Here is a 16793-nt window from a genome sequence, read left to right as displayed (position 1 = left end):
GAATTTTAGATTTTAAATTTTGGAAAATGGAATTGTTGGGCGAAGCCTAAGAAGAGAAGATTCTTGCGTTCCATTATTTAAAAGCGCTCTTTTATGACTCTCACGAGATAAAAATCAGAAACCAATGTTTCTGATTAGTTTTTATAAATCTAGGCGTAGGCTCTTGTTGGGGAGTCACTGCTACAGGTGCGGTTTCCCGATTAGCCTTGCAAGTGGCGTTTGAGGAACGTAGTTGGCTTCGAGCAGGGTAAGCCAACACCAAGATTGATTTTGTTGGGTAACACGAATGTTCAACCCAACCTACAAATATTTGATTTTTTCAGAGTAATAAAAGAGCTTAATTTTCAAGATATGGACAAACACTCCATAGATGGATAGCCTTGGGCAGAAATTAGCTTACAGTTTCTAACTTGGTTGACTGACAATCTTCAAAGATGCCGCAGCTACGCTCGTCGTAGACATCGCTTTTCTAACTGCCAAGTTATTATCTAGTCGAATACCGTGCAGCATACAGCTTGAGGTTTTGCATGAAAGTAGCAGTCTTCAGTACAAAAGTCTATGATCGGCAGTTTTTGTCAGTTGCAAATTCTCCCACCCAACACGAGTTAGTGTTTTTTGAACCCCGTTTAAACCGGGATACGGCTATTCTCGCCGCCGGATTTCCGGCGGTTTGCGTATTTGTCCATGATCAGGTTGATGCCCCAACTTTAGAAATTCTCGCCTCAGGGGGAACTCGGCTGGTTGTCCTCCGGTGTGCAGGGTTTAACAATGTAGACTTACAAGCCGCAGGAGACTTAGGAATTACCGTTGTGCGTGTTCCCGCCTATTCACCCTACGGGGTAGCAGAACATGCTGTGGGATTGATTTTAAGCTTGAATCGCAAAATTCATCGTGCTTATAACCGTGTCCGAGAAGGCAATTTTTCCCTAGATGGACTGTTGGGATTTAATTTGCATGAGCGCACAGTCGGGATTATCGGCACCGGCAAAATCGGTCTGATTTTAGGACAGATTATGAAAGGGTTTGGCTGTGAACTACTCGCCTATGACGTTTATCGCAATCCCGAATTGGAGGCGCTAGGTGGAAAGTATGTAGAACTACCTGAGCTATTTGCCAACTCCGATATTATTTCCCTGCATTGCCCTCTGATTCCGGAAACGCATCACTTGATTAACGCTGAGGCTATAGAACAGATTAAGCCAGGCGTGATGCTAATTAACACTAGCCGAGGAGCGCTGATTGATACCCAAGCAGTGATTGAGGGATTGAAGTCTGGTAAAATTGGCTATCTTGGTGTGGATGTCTACGAACAAGAATCGGAATTGTTCTTTGAGGATTTGTCTGGCGAAATTATTCAAGATGATATTTTCCAGCGTCTGACAACGTTCCCCAATGTACTAATTACCGGACATCAAGCCTTTTTTACAGCAGAAGCTCTCCACAATATTGCAGAAACAACTTTTGCTAATATTGCTGATGTTGAACATGGTCGTCCTTGCGCCAATGAAATTCGCGCTCAACCGTCAGCTTAGGTAATCCTTGGCGATCGCTATACCAACGCCAATCTGCAAATTCATGTACGCCTAAGGATAGGTAACGCGAAGACTTTGGACTAAAATCACCAGTCAATCCTGATCATCAGGCAAATTTTCCATTTCTTCAGTAATTAGCATCTGAAAATCTTCGTCAGAATGATTATGCAGATGAACCGCAGCAGCTAGGAGTTCTGCGAGAATTTCAGCTTGTTGGTTAGCAGTTAAACTAGGTAACTGTAATTGGTTAACTAAGGCTTGTACTTTCAGGCATTCTGTACCTAATTCAGCAATCAAGGTACTGAGCGTTGAATTCGTGATTGCAAGATGGCGATCGCTAATCTACATATTCATTGTCCCAATCTTTTACGCGCTTGTTGGATTGCCTTGTCAAAAGCACGAATCTCTTTTTCCTAATGCTTAATTAAACCTTCGTCAGGAAAACTCTTCTCTGATTCCAGTCTCATCTTTTCTTGATGTTCAGTAATTCTTTGAGCTAAAGATTCAATCGCCTTTTGATGGTGTCTCTTACTCATTACTTTGAACGATAGGCAACGCCAAGACTTTGGACTAAAATTACCAGAGATGCGATCGCCATTAACCCGCCCCAAAACCAGTAAGGTAAAAGCAAATATCGCTGCATTTGCGCTGTATCAGAGAGTCCAAGGGGGCCAGCAGAACTACTAAATAGATAATCAAGTTGATGGTACGTACTCACACAAGCTTGTACACCCAGAAATTGAATAACAAACCCTTGTGCCCAGCGAGGTGCTCTCAGAGCAATACCCAAGATTATTAAACCCAGTAAGGGAATTGCCACCAATCCAAACCAGGAACGTACCCAAATTAATGTGGAAAACAGCAAAAAACTCCCTAATATTTTTAAACAGAGAGTTGCTGTTGTAAAACTGCGGGAAGCCAGAATCAAAGCTGCACCAGCAAGAGGCGGCCCCATTGGCCCTGCGGCTGCGACTATTGCCGGGCCAATTGTCCCGAATGAGGAACGGATGCCATAAGTTGCGACACCGGAACCATTGCTAAAAATCTCTAATTTCTGAAACTGTCCCCCTAAGAGGAGTGCCATTAAGCCGTGACCCATTTCATGAAACCAGGTTGCTAGGATCGTAAATGGGTATAAGATATAATCACCTCCTGGTACTTGCCACAGTAAAGCAGTTGCGATCGCGGCTGCAATTAGCCACCTTAGCCCCATGCGTTCAACAACTGGCGGGGCTTCTTTGGTGAGCAAGGTTTTAAAATTTTTGTTTGCTTCCCTCATCGGTCACTCTATTTTGAATTTTAGATTTTAGATTTTAGATTTTCCCCACAGATGAATTTGGGGGGATTCAATTTTAGATTTTACCCATCCTAGTGTAACTATTAAGGTAATGGAGTTGTTGGGCAATGCAACAATTCGCACATCGAAGCGACGGCTTTAAACTATGGCGCTATCAAGAACAACATAGTTATCCGTCGCTTGTTTGATGCGGTTTATTTGTTTATCCTCCAAAATGGATGCTGGAGGATGGGCAGAAAATGCCTAGACTCATGTCACAATTGATCGAGAATCAGTTAAGCAAGTTGAAACAGGAATGTCATCAAGTCTCCTTTACCCAAGCTGATGCGATCGCCTGGACGCAAACGGTGACGATTCCCCGGTAAAAGCGGCGAATTATTAATGTAAGTGCCATTAGAACTTCCCACATCCTCTACATAGTGAGCGTCTCCCTCGACGCGAATATCTGCATGAATCCGCGAGACAATTTCTGAATTGGGAAATCCTGAAACATCTATATCTGGGGGAATCCGATCATTGGGCTTGCCGATATGAATCACAGAGAGATTTTGCGGCAATTCAATTATGCGATCGCTTTGAACGTAGATTAATCGCGCTGTAACCTGCTGCAATTGCGTTTTGGAAGCAGTTGGTGCTGGTTTTACTTCGGCTTGGGAGGCTGGCGCTGATTCCAAAGGTGGTGGAGTAGGAATACTTTTTTCAAAGACTACGGGTTGAGCTGCGACGGTTGGCGTTGGTTCTGGGGGGCTGCTTTCTATAACAGATACCTGTGGCGGAGCTACTGGGGGAACTGCCATCTCTGTTGGTGGTAAAGATGAACTGGGAGGATGTGAGTTAGTAGATTCGCTCATTCCCAAGGCATCTGGTTGTAAAAGTTCTAACAGTGGATCGGGTGGAACTAACGGCGGTACTTCCACAGGAATATCGGGAGTAACTGTTGCAGCTACCGCAGTATGAACGTGTGGAACTCCTGCGGAGTGAAGGTTATAGCCACACTGACCGCAGAATGCAGCATCTGCCTGCACAGTTGCCCCACAACTGGGACAGTTAGTAGTCGCAGGTAAGGGTGTATAGCAAGCTTCACACTGGACAGCGCCATCAGGGTTGGGATGATTGCAATTAGGGCAGACGATCATCGATATTTAGCCTTTGTTCAAGATCATCATAAATATAGGTAGGACTGGCAAGCAGAGGGCGGCCCTAGCTTTAAATTCTAGCAATTACTGGTGATGGAACAATGAATTGGACGCTCTGACACGGGGAATGGGGAGCAGGGAGAGCAAGAATTTTAGATTTTAGATTTTAGATTTTAGAATTGAAATTTAATCCAAAATCCTCAATCCAAAATTGAATTGCTCTGTTTGGCCAAATTCAATGTTGGAGTTCCAAACCTGCTGCCGCATCCAGCAGCCACCAAAGTTCTCCTTGGGGCTGAATTAAGCGAGATGGGTAAGTGAAGTCATCGGCTACAGGTGCAAAGACTTGCGCCAAAGCTGGTCGTTTATTAGCACCAGCAACCACAAAAATCACGCTGCGAGCAGAGTTGATAAAGGGGTATGTGAAAGTTATCCGAGGGTTTTCGTCTTTGTTACCCACAGTAACTAGGCGATCGCGTACTTTGAGAGCCTCTGTGTGGGGAAACAAAGATGCGGTATGTGCATCATCACCCATTCCTAGTAATACTACATCCAAGGAGGGAAACTCGACCCCAGAAGAATTGAAAAATTCTTTGAGATGTTGTTCATACTTGGTAGCAGCCAGTTCTGGATTAGCTTCTAAAGTTGGTACGGCATGAATGTTAGCTGCTGGGATGTCAACACGATCTAGCCACGCACGCCGCGCCATCAGTTCATTGCTATCGGGATGATCTGCTGGTACGTAACGCTCATCCCCCCAGAATATATGAATTTTATCCCAAGGCAGTTTTTGATTAGCAATCGCTTCGTATAACGGTTTAGGTGTACTCCCGCCAGATAAGGCGATGGTAAACTGACCACGCTGCTCAATGGCAGTTTCTAACTTCGACAGAATTAATTCTAGCGCTCGTGCAACCAGTGCTGGCTGATCCGGTAGAACTTCAATGGTTTTGTTCATGGCTTCATGATCATATTGCTGGCTTACAGCAATACAATACCGAATTTATTACAATCCCCCTTTTTAACTTTTGAAACATTTAACATCGTGGATTCGGTAGGCTGGAAAAACGTAGACGCACCGTATCACCTTCAACGGTAATTTATCAGTAGTCTGTCGTAGTAACTACTCTGGTGATTATTTTTCTTTACACCCAGTTACTTGATACTTTGTTGATTAACGCCACATCGGATACATTTATTAATTCTTATCAAAAATTAATAAAACTAATTAATCACAAACAGTGCGTCCCAGTCAGCGATCGCTTCACGTTGGGCAATTAACAATTCCTGAATTCCTTTTTGGGCGACATCTAGCAGTTGATCCAACTGAGTGCGGCTAAAGCTGCCTTCTTCGGCTGTTCCTTGGACTTCAATGATTCCCAAATGTTGATTCATTACCACATTAAAATCTACTGTTGCAGCCACATCTTCGATATAATCCAGATCCAAAAATGGCTCTCCCTCCAGTAATCCTACGGAAACTGCTGCGATCTGTCCACACAGAGGCGATCGCTCCAACACCCCCTCTTGCAACAATTTAGAAATCGCATGAGCCAACGCCACAAACGAGCCTGTAATGGCTGTTGTCCGAGTTCCAGCATCTGCTTGCAACACATCAGCATCCACAGTCAGCGTGCGTTCTCCCAGTGCCTCAAAATCCACTGCTGCGCGTAAACTGCGGCCAATTAGACGTTGAATTTCTTGCGTCCGTCCAGATAATTTCAATAATTCCCTTTCTTGCCGTTTTTGGGTAGCAGATGGTAACATTCGGTACTCAGCAGTTAGCCAGCCTTTACCAGTTCCTTCAAGAAACTTCGGAACTCCCTTATTAACGCTAACAGTACAAAGTACTTGCGTATCACCGCATCTTGCGAGAACAGAACCGGGGGCAAAGCGGGTGAAATTGGGGTGAAAGCTGATCGGACGTAGTTCGTAGGGAAGACGACCGTCAGGACGCTGCCAAGCCATTGGAGTTGCCTCAAGTTTTAGAATACTGCCTTAAGATTACCTTAGTGTTGCAAATCATCTGAGTGGGGAGTGGGGAGTGGGGAGTGGGAAAGAGGAGGCAGAAATTCTTTAATTTTGAATTATGAATTATGAATTATGAATTATGAATTGATTTGTCTCCCCTGCTTTTTTATCTAAGGAACTGAAAGCAGAGTTAAAATATTTTGCTGCACCATCTCTGGTGACTGGTCGCCGTTGATGGTCAATAGGCAGCGACGACGGTCGTAATATTCAAGTATTGGAATGGTGCGATCGTAAAATAATTCTACACGGCGTTGCACGATTTCGGCTTGGTCATCTGGTAGCGATCGCCCCAAGGATCGGCTAACCATGACAGCTTCTGGGACTTGGAGATAAATTGCCCAATCTAGCTTTTGCCCTAAATCATCCAAGAAAAAATCTAATTCTTCAGCGAGTAAGGCAGTACGGGGATAGCCTTCTAAGACCCAATCGCAGTTAATATCTGGTTGTCTGAGGCGAATTTGGATCAATTCAATGATCATTTCGTCTGGAACTAACTCCGCTTTTTCCACGTATGCCTGTGCGTGGTAACCTAGTTCACTGAGGCTAGGGTAAACCGAAAGAGAAGTCAGGGGATCGGTTTTTGACCATCGAAACTCCGATGGCAGATTATCGCCAGATATTGCTTCTTGTAAAATCTCACCTGTAGAAATCAAAGGAATATCAAAGTATCTGCAAAGCCTTTGTGCTTGAGTGCTTTTCCCCGATCCTGAACCTCCCAGAATCACCAATCTCACAACAATTAACTCCTCATCCTGTCAAATTCACTACTTGCTAAGTCTGTTTTGCCCAAACAACCGGGAAATCTAACATTTAGCGATTTTCAGCCGTTATACCCAGCTTTTTTAAATAATTGGAACTCTAACTCATGTGTTTTCATTTTTACAACTACTTTCAGAGAAAAGACGAAAATAACTCTTGACTTCAGTACAAACGTAGTGTTTGACTAAGAATGAAATTTGCCAAATCTACCACACCTGTGAAAAACAGATTGATTATACACGCAGATTTGTCATAAGTACCGCCAGCACAAACCTTTAATTTATTGTAACTTTTTGAACTTTACCCTATGGTTGCCCAGCTAGAAACCCAAAGTATAAATTCAACCCTTACCTTACCATATCCAGTTGAGGGACTAGTGCAAGTTTTCACTAGCTCCCATCGCAACTTTTTTACGAGCGTGATGGCTCAAGCACTGAGAATAGCTGGACAAGGAACGCCAGTATTAATAGTGCAGTTCCTCAAAGGAGGTATTCGTCAAGGACAGGAAAGACCTATACAATTAGGACAAAATTTAGATTGGATTCGCTGTGATTTGCCTCGTTGTATTGATACACCACATTTAGACGATGCGGAAAACCAAGCCTTACAAAAACTGTGGCAGTATACACAGCAGGTAGTGTGTGAGAGTAAGTATTCTCTCGTTGTCTTAGATGAGTTAAGTTTAGCGATTAACTTTGGTTTAATTCCTGAAACGGAAGTTTTAGCGTTTCTGGCAAAACGCCCTCCCCACGTCGATATCATTCTCACAGGGCCAGAGATGCCTAAATCTCTCCTCGATGTGGCAGATCAAATTACAGAAATCCGTCGGAGTTATCGACCTTAAACAAAATACTCGGTTTGTGCTAATATATCGAGTCGGTTGGAATTAACGTTAGCAGCGAACTTGTGATTAAGAACGATATCTGGATTACTGAAATGGCTCAACAGGGTTTGATTTCGCCCTTTGAGCCGAGCCTAATACGTCACCTTGAGAATTTACCTGTAATTTCATTTGGTCTTAGCAGCTTTGGCTATGACATCAGGCTATCACCAGATGACTTTCGTATTTTTAGGCATATTCCAGGCACTGTAGTAGATCCTAAGAATTTTAATCCTGAAAACTTGGAGCGAACAGAACTCCATACAGATGTTAATGGCAAATACTTCATTCTGCCTGCCCACTCCTATGGGCTTGGGGTTGCCCTTGAAAGGCTGGAAATACCAGATAATATTACAGTAATTTGTATAGGTAAAAGTACTTATGCTCGCTGTGGAATAATTGCAAATGTAACTCCAGCCGAAGCTGCTTGGCGCGGTTATTTGACACTAGAGTTATCCAACGCTTCTAGCGCTGATTGCCGCATTTACGCCAGTGAAGGAATAGTACAGTTGATGTTTTTGGAAGGAGAACCATGTGCTGTAAATTATGAAGCACGCCAGGGGAAGTATCAAGACCAGCTAAAGGGTGTAACTTTAGCTAAGGTTTAAGCTTCAAAAGAATTATTTAATTTTCTCTCTGCTTTCTTTAGGAAGTGTCTGTATTTCCTGTTTACCTAAAGGCTGCACAATTTGAACTATTGTTAAAACTATGGTTGCAATAGTTAAGATAATAGTAAAGTAGGTCTGATTTGTATCAATAAAATCTCTCACTCTACTTAATAAATTCTTTCTAGAGTTTCCGGCAATTTTTTTAGACCCTTTCTGATAAGGAATAACTCCTTCTTTGACATCAATTACATAAAGTGTACAAAAAACTTGTCCTTTCTTAACTTCAATCGTTCTTTTACCTAAATTGAAAACTGTGATGGAAAGTTTTCCTTCATATCCAGGGTCTATCTTGGATGATGTATTAACCCAAGTTGCTAGTTATGCAGTCTGGTGATGACACGCGACCACTTAAGCAATAAAATCCCCTCCAGGCACGAAAATTAGGAGGGGCAGATGTTAAATGAAACAATTGCGATCTATGCTATCACCGACGACCTGCTTAAGGTGCCTGGCGCATCCGCACAGTTTGTTGTTGGCGATCGCATCAATCTCCACGTGCAAGGAACTCGGAGATTTATAACCCGCAACTTGGGTTACTAGGAGCAGCTAGAACTTGTTACCCTGGCTAAAGTCTAAGCAATTCAAAATAAATAAAAGTTTGAGTTTTGAATTGTAACGTAGCCAGTAGGTATCTAATCTCGCTCTACCTAGATGCTACTTTTCATACGATTGTGCGATCGCTCTAAATCTGAATCAAAACGATAGCTATCTGCATTGGTTGGAGGATTTGCCACTAGTTCAAACAGTAAAGTGGGAGACTGTTGAAACAGTTTGTAAAATATTGAATCTCGACGCATGAAAGCATTTAAGAAATTTTTTATAAGAAGAATTCAGAACTCAGGAGCGGAGCTTTGGATTGCTCCGCCGAGGCGTCAGAATTCAGTATGAATTTATTGTGCCAAAATATGATTATGGTGCTAATCTTGCTTTACCTAGACGCTGCTTTTCATACCATTGTGCGATCGCAGGTGCCCAATCTTCAAAATGAGGCCACATCATTTCACACAACTTTTGAATTTCAAGTTGAGCATCTTTCTTATTTCTCAGGTCACAAAAATGTAAGAAAGACCTTAAATTGAAACTAACTACAAAATGCTGACGATAATCAAAAGGTACTTTACCTCTTGCATGTTCTTCGGACATTCCACCCTCAAAATCAGCTTTATATCGTTTAGCTGCTTCTAGACACCACTCCAAATCTGCTGCTCGTTGCTCTGGTGAATAGTGGTATTTTTTGCCTTGCCTATCAGTGTAATAACCAACGGGACGTAGGTAAAAAACATCTTCTATATCTTTCTTACCTTCTACTACATCAATAAATTGGTTGCCTGTGTACCGGAAAGATTGTACATCAAATGATACACTTACGCGATGAGTACGGGCCTGCTGCATCACGCTGTGGGGAAAGTAGCCACAGTTGAAAACAATCTGGGGATGCTCTAGAGGGCCATAGTGTCCCCTTTCACCCGCTAAAAGTCGCTTAACAATTACTTCGCCGCTTTGTGACTCCGAGGGCCAGGAGTCGCGCTCATCAAACACGAACCCATCAGTATAGTCCTGGTGCATCGCGGCATAAATCACCTGCTGCGGGTTTGGTGTTTTGGCAATAACCTCTACTCGAAATCGATGCATTAGCTGTTGGGGAATGGATTGGTAACTGAGATTGCTTACGCAGAAGGAGCGGAGCCTGCTTGTTATACATAGCTTTTAACTCGATCCACGATCATATCTCTGGTTGGGACTTCTACTTAAGCAGATTAAGATACTTTACAAAAATTAATAACTTTGTTACAGTTATTTACATAACAGAGAAGACAGGGAAAAATCCATGCGTACAAACACTGCTATAATTGACGACCAAGGGAAACTGAACAACTTTGCGATCGAGCCAAAGGTTTATATAGATGAGCAAGGCGATCGCACAGGCTTTACTCCTTACGCAGAAATGCTCAACGGTCGTTTAGCAATGATTGGTTTTGTCTCTCTGATAGCATTAGAAGTATTCACAGGACACGGTATCATTGGTATTTTGGCAAGTCTGTAAAAACTTATTTCTATAAATTAATTCTCAACAAATATAAGAGACGGTAAATTTACCGTCTCTTAATTTATGGAAAACTTAGTGGTAGAGTAAAAATATACTGATAGCAAAAGCCGTTATCAGCGTAAAAATATAGGGTGAACTATGGCTTTAACTGCTTCGACTATGTTGCCGCTAGGCACAAAAGCACCAGATTTTAATCTACCTGAAGTAGTATCAGGAAAGGCAACTTCACTTTCCACCTTCGCAGATAAAAAAGCGCTGTTGGTAATGTTTATTTGTCGGCATTGCCCATTTGTCAAGCACATTCAACAAGAATTAGTGCAGTTAGGAAAAGATTATTTTACAGGTGATTTAGCGATCGTTGCCATTAGTGCTAACGATGCAAAAAATTATCCAGATGATGCGCCAGAGTCGTTACAAGCATTTGCCACAGAACAAGGGTTTAATTTTACCTTATGCTACGACGAGAGCCAGGAAACCGCAAAGGCTTACACAGCAGCTTGCACACCAGATTTTTTTGTATTTGATAGCGATCGGCAACTTGTTTATCGGGGACAATTAGATGATAGCCGCCCCAGTAATGGTAAACCCGTAACAGGCGCAGATTTACGCGCAGCCATTGAAGCAGTGCTGGCGGGTAAACCTGTTACGAGTGAGCAAAAGCCGAGTGTTGGTTGCAATATTAAATGGAAACCTGGAAACCAACCCAGTTATTTTGGTTGAAAGGGATTTGGAATGGGGAATTGGCCAAACAGGCCAAACAGGCCAAACAGGGCATTGAGTATTGGGAAAACTTTTCCCTACTCCCTAGTAGAGACGCGATTAATCGCATCTCTTCCTACTCCCCACTCCCCACTCCCCATAACTATCAATGTTTAATTTCCAAATTCAGTATGTAGCATCCTAGCTGGACTTTTTCTGCCCACAATTCATATTCCAGCCGCAAATGCTCTGGCAAGGGATGTCCGTTGAGAATTAGGCTACTAGTAAAATTTCGTAAACGAATCGGATTGTTAGGTTGCAAGGACTCAGTTGGCAACCAATAGCGACTAATGCCATAAACGCCCCGTTCCCAAAAGTGACGATAACTCACTTGAGCGTTACCTTGCATGGTCATGATAACCCGATAAGGGGAAATCTCCAGCCACAAAATTCTGGGACTGTTAGGCGCGTAAGCTTTGCTCTTACTTTGGGGAAGTGTATCCTCTGGACTTACGACGCTTTCTACTTCACAGCTAATTAGGGGCGGTGCGGTCAGCAGCAAATGGAATCTATCAGTATCTTTTTGATACAATGTCGCGGCAGTTTCCACAACAGACCAAATTGGTAGGTCAGTGGAAATAAGTGATAAGCACACGGGCTTGCGGTGATGGGTCAGCATGGGAGCGATAAGGGCTAAAAGCTATTGAACAAAGTGAAATGAACACTCTAGCTGTCTAATAGGTCAGGGTAAGAAACTAAATAGTAAAACAGGCTTAATATTAATGAATCCGTTGATTTGTTAAGCTACACAGATACCAATAGAAACAGGTTAGAATGTCAGCTTAGACACTAAAAACGGTACTTTCTCTAGAGAGAGGTAATTCGTAAGTAAAGCTTGTAAATATTCTAAGGCTATAGCCTCAAAACAGTGGGAGTCTTTTTAGATGCTAAGAAACCTTCTTGAGGGAGACTTGCCGTAGATTTGAGTAAGTTTCATACAGCAAAAAGCGATAGGATATTAGGCAGGAAGTCACCAGCAGCGATTTTGTTTGTTGCTGCTGAACTTCCGGTCTATTCAAAAGCCAGTGTATCCTAATGTCGCCTTCTGTTATAACCGTAGAAACTCACGAAGACCTTTTTCACAAGTTAATTATTTAACGGCCCCCTTTTGCCTGCCTTTACGGGGTCACATCCGGGTGTTGGGGATCTTCACCATCGTCTACTGTTGGGCGCTCTAACCGAAGATGAAACCGAATTTTTGTAACTTCTCTTAAAAGAAGAACCCCGTAACGCTGCTAGTTGTTTTCAAACTCGACAAAAGGACTTTTCAAATATCCTCTAAACTTTATCGAATTACTGTAATTTAGAGTATTTGTACTGGATCACGTAGATTTTGCAAAAATTAACGCTTTTAAATTTTTTACCCTAGATGAATGGCACTAAGTTCTGGGCTGCATGTAATACTCATGAAGCGATGACGCGACAAGCGAACAAAACAGTTAAAGGTCAGTAGTGTTAATCAAGCAAATATTTTATCTCGGTTATGGGGCGCATCAAAATCAATCAGTGGCCCTTTTGGGACGATGCGAGTTGGGTTAACTTGGGGGTGGCTTCTGTAATAATGCCGTTTGATGTGGTCAAGATTGCAAGTTTCTTTAACTCCCGGCAGTTGGTAAAGTTCTTTGAGATAATTCCACAGATTCGGATAATCTACAATCCTGCGTAAGTTGCATTTGAAATGCACATAATAAACTACATCGAAACGAAACAGAGTAGTGAACATACACCAGTCCGCCTCAGTAATTTGATTTTTGCAAAGATAGCGTTGATTTCCCAATACTTTTTCCCAGTAGTCGAGAGCGGTGAATAATTCCGTTACTGCTTCATCATAAGCCGACTGAGTGGTAGCAAATCCCGCCCGGTAGACACCGTTATTTATTGGTTGATAAATTTTATCAATTGTCTCGTCAATTACTTTTTGTAAATGTTCTGGATAAAAATTGATATTTTGTTTAGCGAAAGCATTGAATTCTGTATCAAACATCCGAATGATTTCGCGGGATTCATTATTGACAATTGTCCCATTTTGGATATCCCATAAAACTGGAACTGTCACCCGACCGCTATAGTTAGGGTCAGCTTTTAGATAAAGTTGCCAAAGATATTGACTCCCGTTGACTGTATCGGGAATGCACCCCGGTTCATTACCAAATTCCCAGCTATTCTGATCAATTTCTGCTGCAACGACTGATAACCCAATGACATCTTGGAGTCCTTTCAATTGGCGGATAATAGCGGTGCGACACGCCCAAGGGCAAGCCCAAGAAATATACAGATGATAGCGCCCTGCTTCAGCTTTCAACCCACTAGAACCATCAGCTGTAATGTGGTTGCGGAAAGTAGTTGATGGACGGATAAATTTACCTTCTGAGTCTTCTTGATCTCTTTGAGATATCCACTGACCATCCTTAAGAATTCCCAAACCCATAATTATCTCCTTAGTTATTAGTCAACAGTCAAACAATTTTGGATTTTAAATTTTGGATTTTGGATTGTTCCGCTTAACCAACGGCTTGCTCAGGGCATTGCAAGGGGCGGGTATGAACCGAAATAATTTTTAATTCTTTAATTCTTTAATCTAAAATTGGCACGGTCGGCCCCTTCCCTACGGGACGCTGCGCGAACGGGGAAGTCAAAAGTCAAAAGTCAAAAGTCAAAACTTTTGACTTTTGACTCCTTCGGGGTAACGCTCTCTACGTTCGCGCAGCGTGTCGCAGACAGACGCTGCGCGTAGCTTGTCCTCCGCAGGAGTACGCAAGCTCGCTAACGCCAGTCGCTCATGGGGGGAACCCCCTGTTCCCGCGCTGGCTCACTTTTGACTATTCAGCGTTGAGGATTTTTGGAACTTTGAAAAATTCGCCTTCTTGTTCAGGCGCACTGTTGAGGATGCTTTGTCGGTCAGGATAGGGTTGCAATTCATCCTCTCGTGTGATGTTGCTGACATCAATTGCCCGCGTTGTTGGGGGCACATTGCTAACATCAAGTTCATCTAACTGTTGAATATAATCCAGAATACTTCCTAACTGGGTAGTGAATTGTTCCTCTTCTTCGGGAGTCAATTCTAAACGAGCAAGATTAGCTACTTTATGAACTTGTTCTTGGTCAATCATATTTTTTTTAGTTAGGAGAGACGCGATTAATCGCGTCTGTACAGGAGTGAGGAGAGACGCGATTAATCGCGTCTGTACAGGAGTGAATGATTTATAATTCTTAACTCATCACTATTAGAAGAATACGTCAATTTGCGATCGCCCGGTGGTTTTCAACCAGTTTTGAGCTTCGATGTAGTTATTGGGAGCCATGCGAATAGCTCGAATCCAATAGTCTGCTGCTTGGTCAAAGAGTGCTTCGCCAGCCTCGTTATCTCCAGATTCTTTCTCCTTTTCGCCTTGGTAGTGATAAATCACGGCGATGTTGTTCAAAGCTTGGGGCATACGTGGGTTTAACTCAATTGCCTGGTGATACAGTTCTAAGGCTTTGTTGTGGTCACCGTTGCTGGCATAGATTAGCCCCATATTGTAGAGAATATAGCCGCGATCGCTGGTATCTTCCTCTAGTGTTAGAGCTTCTTCATAATATTCTAATGCTTCAGCATATTCCCCTTCTGCTTGGGCTGACATGCCATCTCGATAATAAACAAACGCTTCTTTAGCTTTTTTATTGGTTGGCAGGATCTTTAGGATGATATCCGCCATCACTGTAAAGGATTTGTCAACAAAATTATCGTTCTTTTGTGTTCTTGGCATAGTAGTCTCTGGGGATTGGGGATTGGGGCTTTGGGCATGGGGCATTGGGCTTTGGGCATGGGGCATTGGGCAATTATCAATAGTTTTTTTCCCTGTTCCCCATCTCCCTCATCTCGCCAATCCCCTAGCACACTCAATAGCTAATTTAACTGATTTGTGGGGGCATTCTTCTCACTGAGTGGGATGATGCACTCTGGACTATTATGCCGAGAGTTGTTTACCAAGGTGCTAACTGGATACGCAGTCATTGCTGACGCTAGATAGGGACGCAATAGCTGCTGTAGGGTTTGGGGCGTTTGCATTTGGGAATCTAGCCATAAATCGTAATCTTTTGGCTCTAGAATCACTGGCATCCGCTCGTGGATAGGTTGGAGTAATTCGTTAGCTGCCGTTGTCAAAATTGTACAAGAGATTATTTCTTCGTTAGCAGGCGATCGCCATTTCTCCCACAAACCTGCAAAGCCGAAGGGTTCCCCATCTTGAAGGCGAAAATAAAATGGCTGCTTTTTGCCTTGTTGCCTTTGCCACTCATAAAAGCCATCAGCTAGCACTAAACAGCGTCGATGCTTAAAAGCCGAACGAAAAGAAGGTTTTTCGGCAACAGTTTCTGCCCTAGCGTTAATCAGCTTTGCCCCCATTCCTGCATCTTTGGCCCATGACGGAATTAATCCCCAATGCAACTGCTTAAATTCACGCTTTTCGCTTTCGGGATTTTGTAACACTGTTGCCACCATTTGCGTAGGTGCAATGTTATATTCTGCTGCTAAATCTGGAACTGGCTCAACATGGAAAACTTGAGCTAAACTTGCTGCCGACTGGTTTAGAGTGAATCTTCCACACATACTTTTATTCTCGACCACTAACTAAATTAAACATCTCAATCTAGAAAAAAATAATACTTTTTTTATTTTTTTAATGATTTTCTCTAGTACTCAGAAGCCAAATAACAAAACAATTATCCGGTTTTGGGAAAATATTTTGGTAAAATATTATATTTTCAACCTTCACTTTACTTCACTTATCAACATATTCTTAACTGTATTTTAGCATGGAAGTATTACGTTTGTATGATTTTTTACCCTCTGGCAATGGTTATAAGATACGTCTTTTATTGACGCAACTAGGTATGCCTTTTGAGAGGGTAGAGCTTAACATCTTGAAAGGCGAGACTCGAACACCAGAATTTTTAAGTAAAAATCCTAACGGTAAGATACCCCTTCTGGAAATTAAACCAGGGAAATACTTGGCAGAATCAAATGCCATATTGGTGTATCTGAGTGAATGCACAGAATTTTTACCCTATGACCGATTTTTACGAGCGCAGGTGCTGCAATGGTTATGTTTTGAACAGTATAGCCATGAACCTTTTATTGCTAAATCAAGATTTTGGATTTCTATTTTAGGTAAAACTGAAGAATATAGTGAAGCTATCAAGCAAAAACATGAACTAGGTTATGCAGCACTTAACTTGATGGAACTCCACTTAACTTCTCACACTTTTTTTGTGGGGGAGTGTTACACGATTGCTGATATTGCCTTGTACGCTTACACTCATGTAGCTGATGAAGGAGGGTTCGATTTAACACAATTTCCTGCTATCCAAGCTTGGATAGAACTCGTCAAAGCTCAACCCAGGTATATCAGTATTACACAACCTTAAACAATTTAAAATTCAAAATTCTTGCATTCAAGACTGTTTCAGATGGGAATTTAAAGCCCGCCTGAAACGGAAGCTACGTGTAGACGCACTCGCGTTCGTCTCCAAGAGTTGAGGTATTAAAATAATAAGAAAATTTCAATTAAATATTAAACATTTGTCCTACCAGTTCATCTTTTTTGAGGTGTTGTCACTCTAATTCTATTGGGTTGATTTCAGAGCAGTATTTGGGTAAAAAGAAGATGTACAAACCCATGTGTTCCCACTTTGTCTATAAGTCC

Annotated in this window: 19 protein-coding genes and 1 pseudogene; 7 read left to right on the top strand and 13 right to left on the bottom strand. The window is 42.4% G+C overall.

From position 1 onward, the window contains the following. Window positions 1-527: 527 nt before the first annotated feature. Window positions 528-1532, top strand: coding sequence for a 2-hydroxyacid dehydrogenase (locus HWQ23_RS30990; RefSeq protein ID WP_292837313.1), 1005 nt, complete (start codon window positions 528-530; stop codon window positions 1530-1532). Window positions 1533-1625: 93 nt separating this feature from the next. Here the strand turns inward: HWQ23_RS30990 and HWQ23_RS30985 are convergent, their stop codons facing one another. The 6 genes from HWQ23_RS30985 to HWQ23_RS30960 form a co-directional block, all read right to left on the bottom strand. Continuing rightward, window positions 1626-1829: a hypothetical protein gene (locus tag HWQ23_RS30985; protein WP_292837311.1), complete on the bottom strand. Its 204-nt coding sequence runs from the start codon at window positions 1827-1829 to the stop codon at window positions 1626-1628. A 238-nt stretch (window positions 1830-2067) separates the two neighbouring features. Further along, window positions 2068-2811 (bottom strand): M50 family metallopeptidase, encoded by a 744-nt coding sequence (locus tag HWQ23_RS30980; RefSeq protein ID WP_292837309.1) that lies wholly within the window; start codon window positions 2809-2811, stop codon window positions 2068-2070. A 293-nt stretch (window positions 2812-3104) separates the two neighbouring features. Continuing rightward, on the bottom strand, window positions 3105-3965 hold the full coding sequence (locus HWQ23_RS30975) for an FHA domain-containing protein (protein ID WP_292837307.1): 861 nt from the start codon (window positions 3963-3965) through the stop codon (window positions 3105-3107). Window positions 3966-4200: 235 nt separating this feature from the next. Continuing rightward, a complete protein-coding gene (pgl, locus tag HWQ23_RS30970; protein WP_292837305.1) occupies window positions 4201-4923 on the bottom strand; it encodes a 6-phosphogluconolactonase in 723 nt (240 codons plus the stop codon). Between the two features lie 266 nt (window positions 4924-5189). Then, entirely contained in the window at window positions 5190-5933 is a 744-nt protein-coding gene (gene rph / locus HWQ23_RS30965) for a ribonuclease PH (RefSeq protein ID WP_292837303.1), read from the bottom strand. A 173-nt stretch (window positions 5934-6106) separates the two neighbouring features. After that, window positions 6107-6730: an adenylate kinase family protein gene (locus tag HWQ23_RS30960; RefSeq protein WP_292837301.1), complete on the bottom strand. Its 624-nt coding sequence runs from the start codon at window positions 6728-6730 to the stop codon at window positions 6107-6109. Window positions 6731-7062: 332 nt separating this feature from the next. On the opposite strand from HWQ23_RS30960, the gene HWQ23_RS30955 reads away from it, so the two are divergent. The 3 genes from HWQ23_RS30955 (at window position 7063) to HWQ23_RS30945 (ending at window position 8843) form a co-directional block, all read left to right on the top strand. Next, window positions 7063-7599, top strand: a complete 537-nt coding sequence (locus tag HWQ23_RS30955; protein ID WP_292837299.1) for a P-loop NTPase family protein — start codon at window positions 7063-7065, stop codon at window positions 7597-7599. Window positions 7600-7691: 92 nt separating this feature from the next. Further along, entirely contained in the window at window positions 7692-8243 is a 552-nt protein-coding gene (gene dcd, locus HWQ23_RS30950; RefSeq protein WP_230967836.1) for a dCTP deaminase, read from the top strand. A 453-nt stretch (window positions 8244-8696) separates the two neighbouring features. Then, entirely contained in the window at window positions 8697-8843 is a 147-nt protein-coding gene (locus tag HWQ23_RS30945; protein WP_292837297.1) for a hypothetical protein, read from the top strand. A gap of 149 nt (window positions 8844-8992) precedes the next feature. Here HWQ23_RS30945 and HWQ23_RS30940 read toward each other — a convergent pair. Both HWQ23_RS30940 and thyX read right to left on the bottom strand, forming a co-directional pair. Beyond that, window positions 8993-9100: pseudogene (locus HWQ23_RS30940) on the bottom strand (DUF2887 domain-containing protein); the annotation flags it as partial. A gap of 112 nt (window positions 9101-9212) precedes the next feature. Continuing rightward, entirely contained in the window at window positions 9213-9935 is a 723-nt protein-coding gene (gene thyX / locus HWQ23_RS30935) for an FAD-dependent thymidylate synthase (RefSeq protein WP_190942978.1), read from the bottom strand. Between the two features lie 196 nt (window positions 9936-10131). On the opposite strand from thyX, the gene HWQ23_RS30930 reads away from it, so the two are divergent. Next, entirely contained in the window at window positions 10132-10347 is a 216-nt protein-coding gene (locus HWQ23_RS30930; protein ID WP_292837293.1) for a chlorophyll a/b-binding protein, read from the top strand. A gap of 141 nt (window positions 10348-10488) precedes the next feature. Beyond that, window positions 10489-11070 (top strand): thioredoxin family protein, encoded by a 582-nt coding sequence (locus HWQ23_RS30925; RefSeq protein ID WP_292837291.1) that lies wholly within the window; start codon window positions 10489-10491, stop codon window positions 11068-11070. 145 nt (window positions 11071-11215) lie between these two features. On the opposite strand, the gene HWQ23_RS30920 is transcribed toward HWQ23_RS30925, so the two are convergent. The 5 genes from HWQ23_RS30920 to HWQ23_RS30900 form a co-directional block, all read right to left on the bottom strand. After that, on the bottom strand, window positions 11216-11728 hold the full coding sequence (locus tag HWQ23_RS30920; protein ID WP_100898999.1) for a hypothetical protein: 513 nt from the start codon (window positions 11726-11728) through the stop codon (window positions 11216-11218). Between the two features lie 840 nt (window positions 11729-12568). Further along, entirely contained in the window at window positions 12569-13537 is a 969-nt protein-coding gene (locus HWQ23_RS30915) for a glutathione S-transferase family protein (protein ID WP_292837288.1), read from the bottom strand. 391 nt (window positions 13538-13928) lie between these two features. Next, entirely contained in the window at window positions 13929-14219 is a 291-nt protein-coding gene (gatC, locus tag HWQ23_RS30910; protein WP_292837286.1) for an Asp-tRNA(Asn)/Glu-tRNA(Gln) amidotransferase subunit GatC, read from the bottom strand. A gap of 114 nt (window positions 14220-14333) precedes the next feature. Then, window positions 14334-14855: a photosystem I assembly protein Ycf3 gene (locus tag HWQ23_RS30905; RefSeq protein ID WP_292837417.1), complete on the bottom strand. Its 522-nt coding sequence runs from the start codon at window positions 14853-14855 to the stop codon at window positions 14334-14336. 140 nt (window positions 14856-14995) lie between these two features. Then, entirely contained in the window at window positions 14996-15697 is a 702-nt protein-coding gene (locus tag HWQ23_RS30900; protein ID WP_292837284.1) for an SOS response-associated peptidase, read from the bottom strand. Between the two features lie 206 nt (window positions 15698-15903). Here HWQ23_RS30900 and HWQ23_RS30895 point away from each other — a divergent pair, with 206 nt between their 5' ends. Next, window positions 15904-16515, top strand: coding sequence for a glutathione S-transferase family protein (locus HWQ23_RS30895; protein ID WP_292837282.1), 612 nt, complete (start codon window positions 15904-15906; stop codon window positions 16513-16515). Window positions 16516-16793 lie beyond the last annotated feature (278 nt).

It is taken from the genome of Nostoc sp. JL33, assembly GCF_017114985.1.
Lineage (GTDB): Bacteria > Cyanobacteriota > Cyanobacteriia > Cyanobacteriales > Nostocaceae > Nostoc.
The sequence above is the reverse complement of the archived record's forward strand: the minus strand, read 5'-3'. Positions and strand labels throughout refer to the sequence as shown.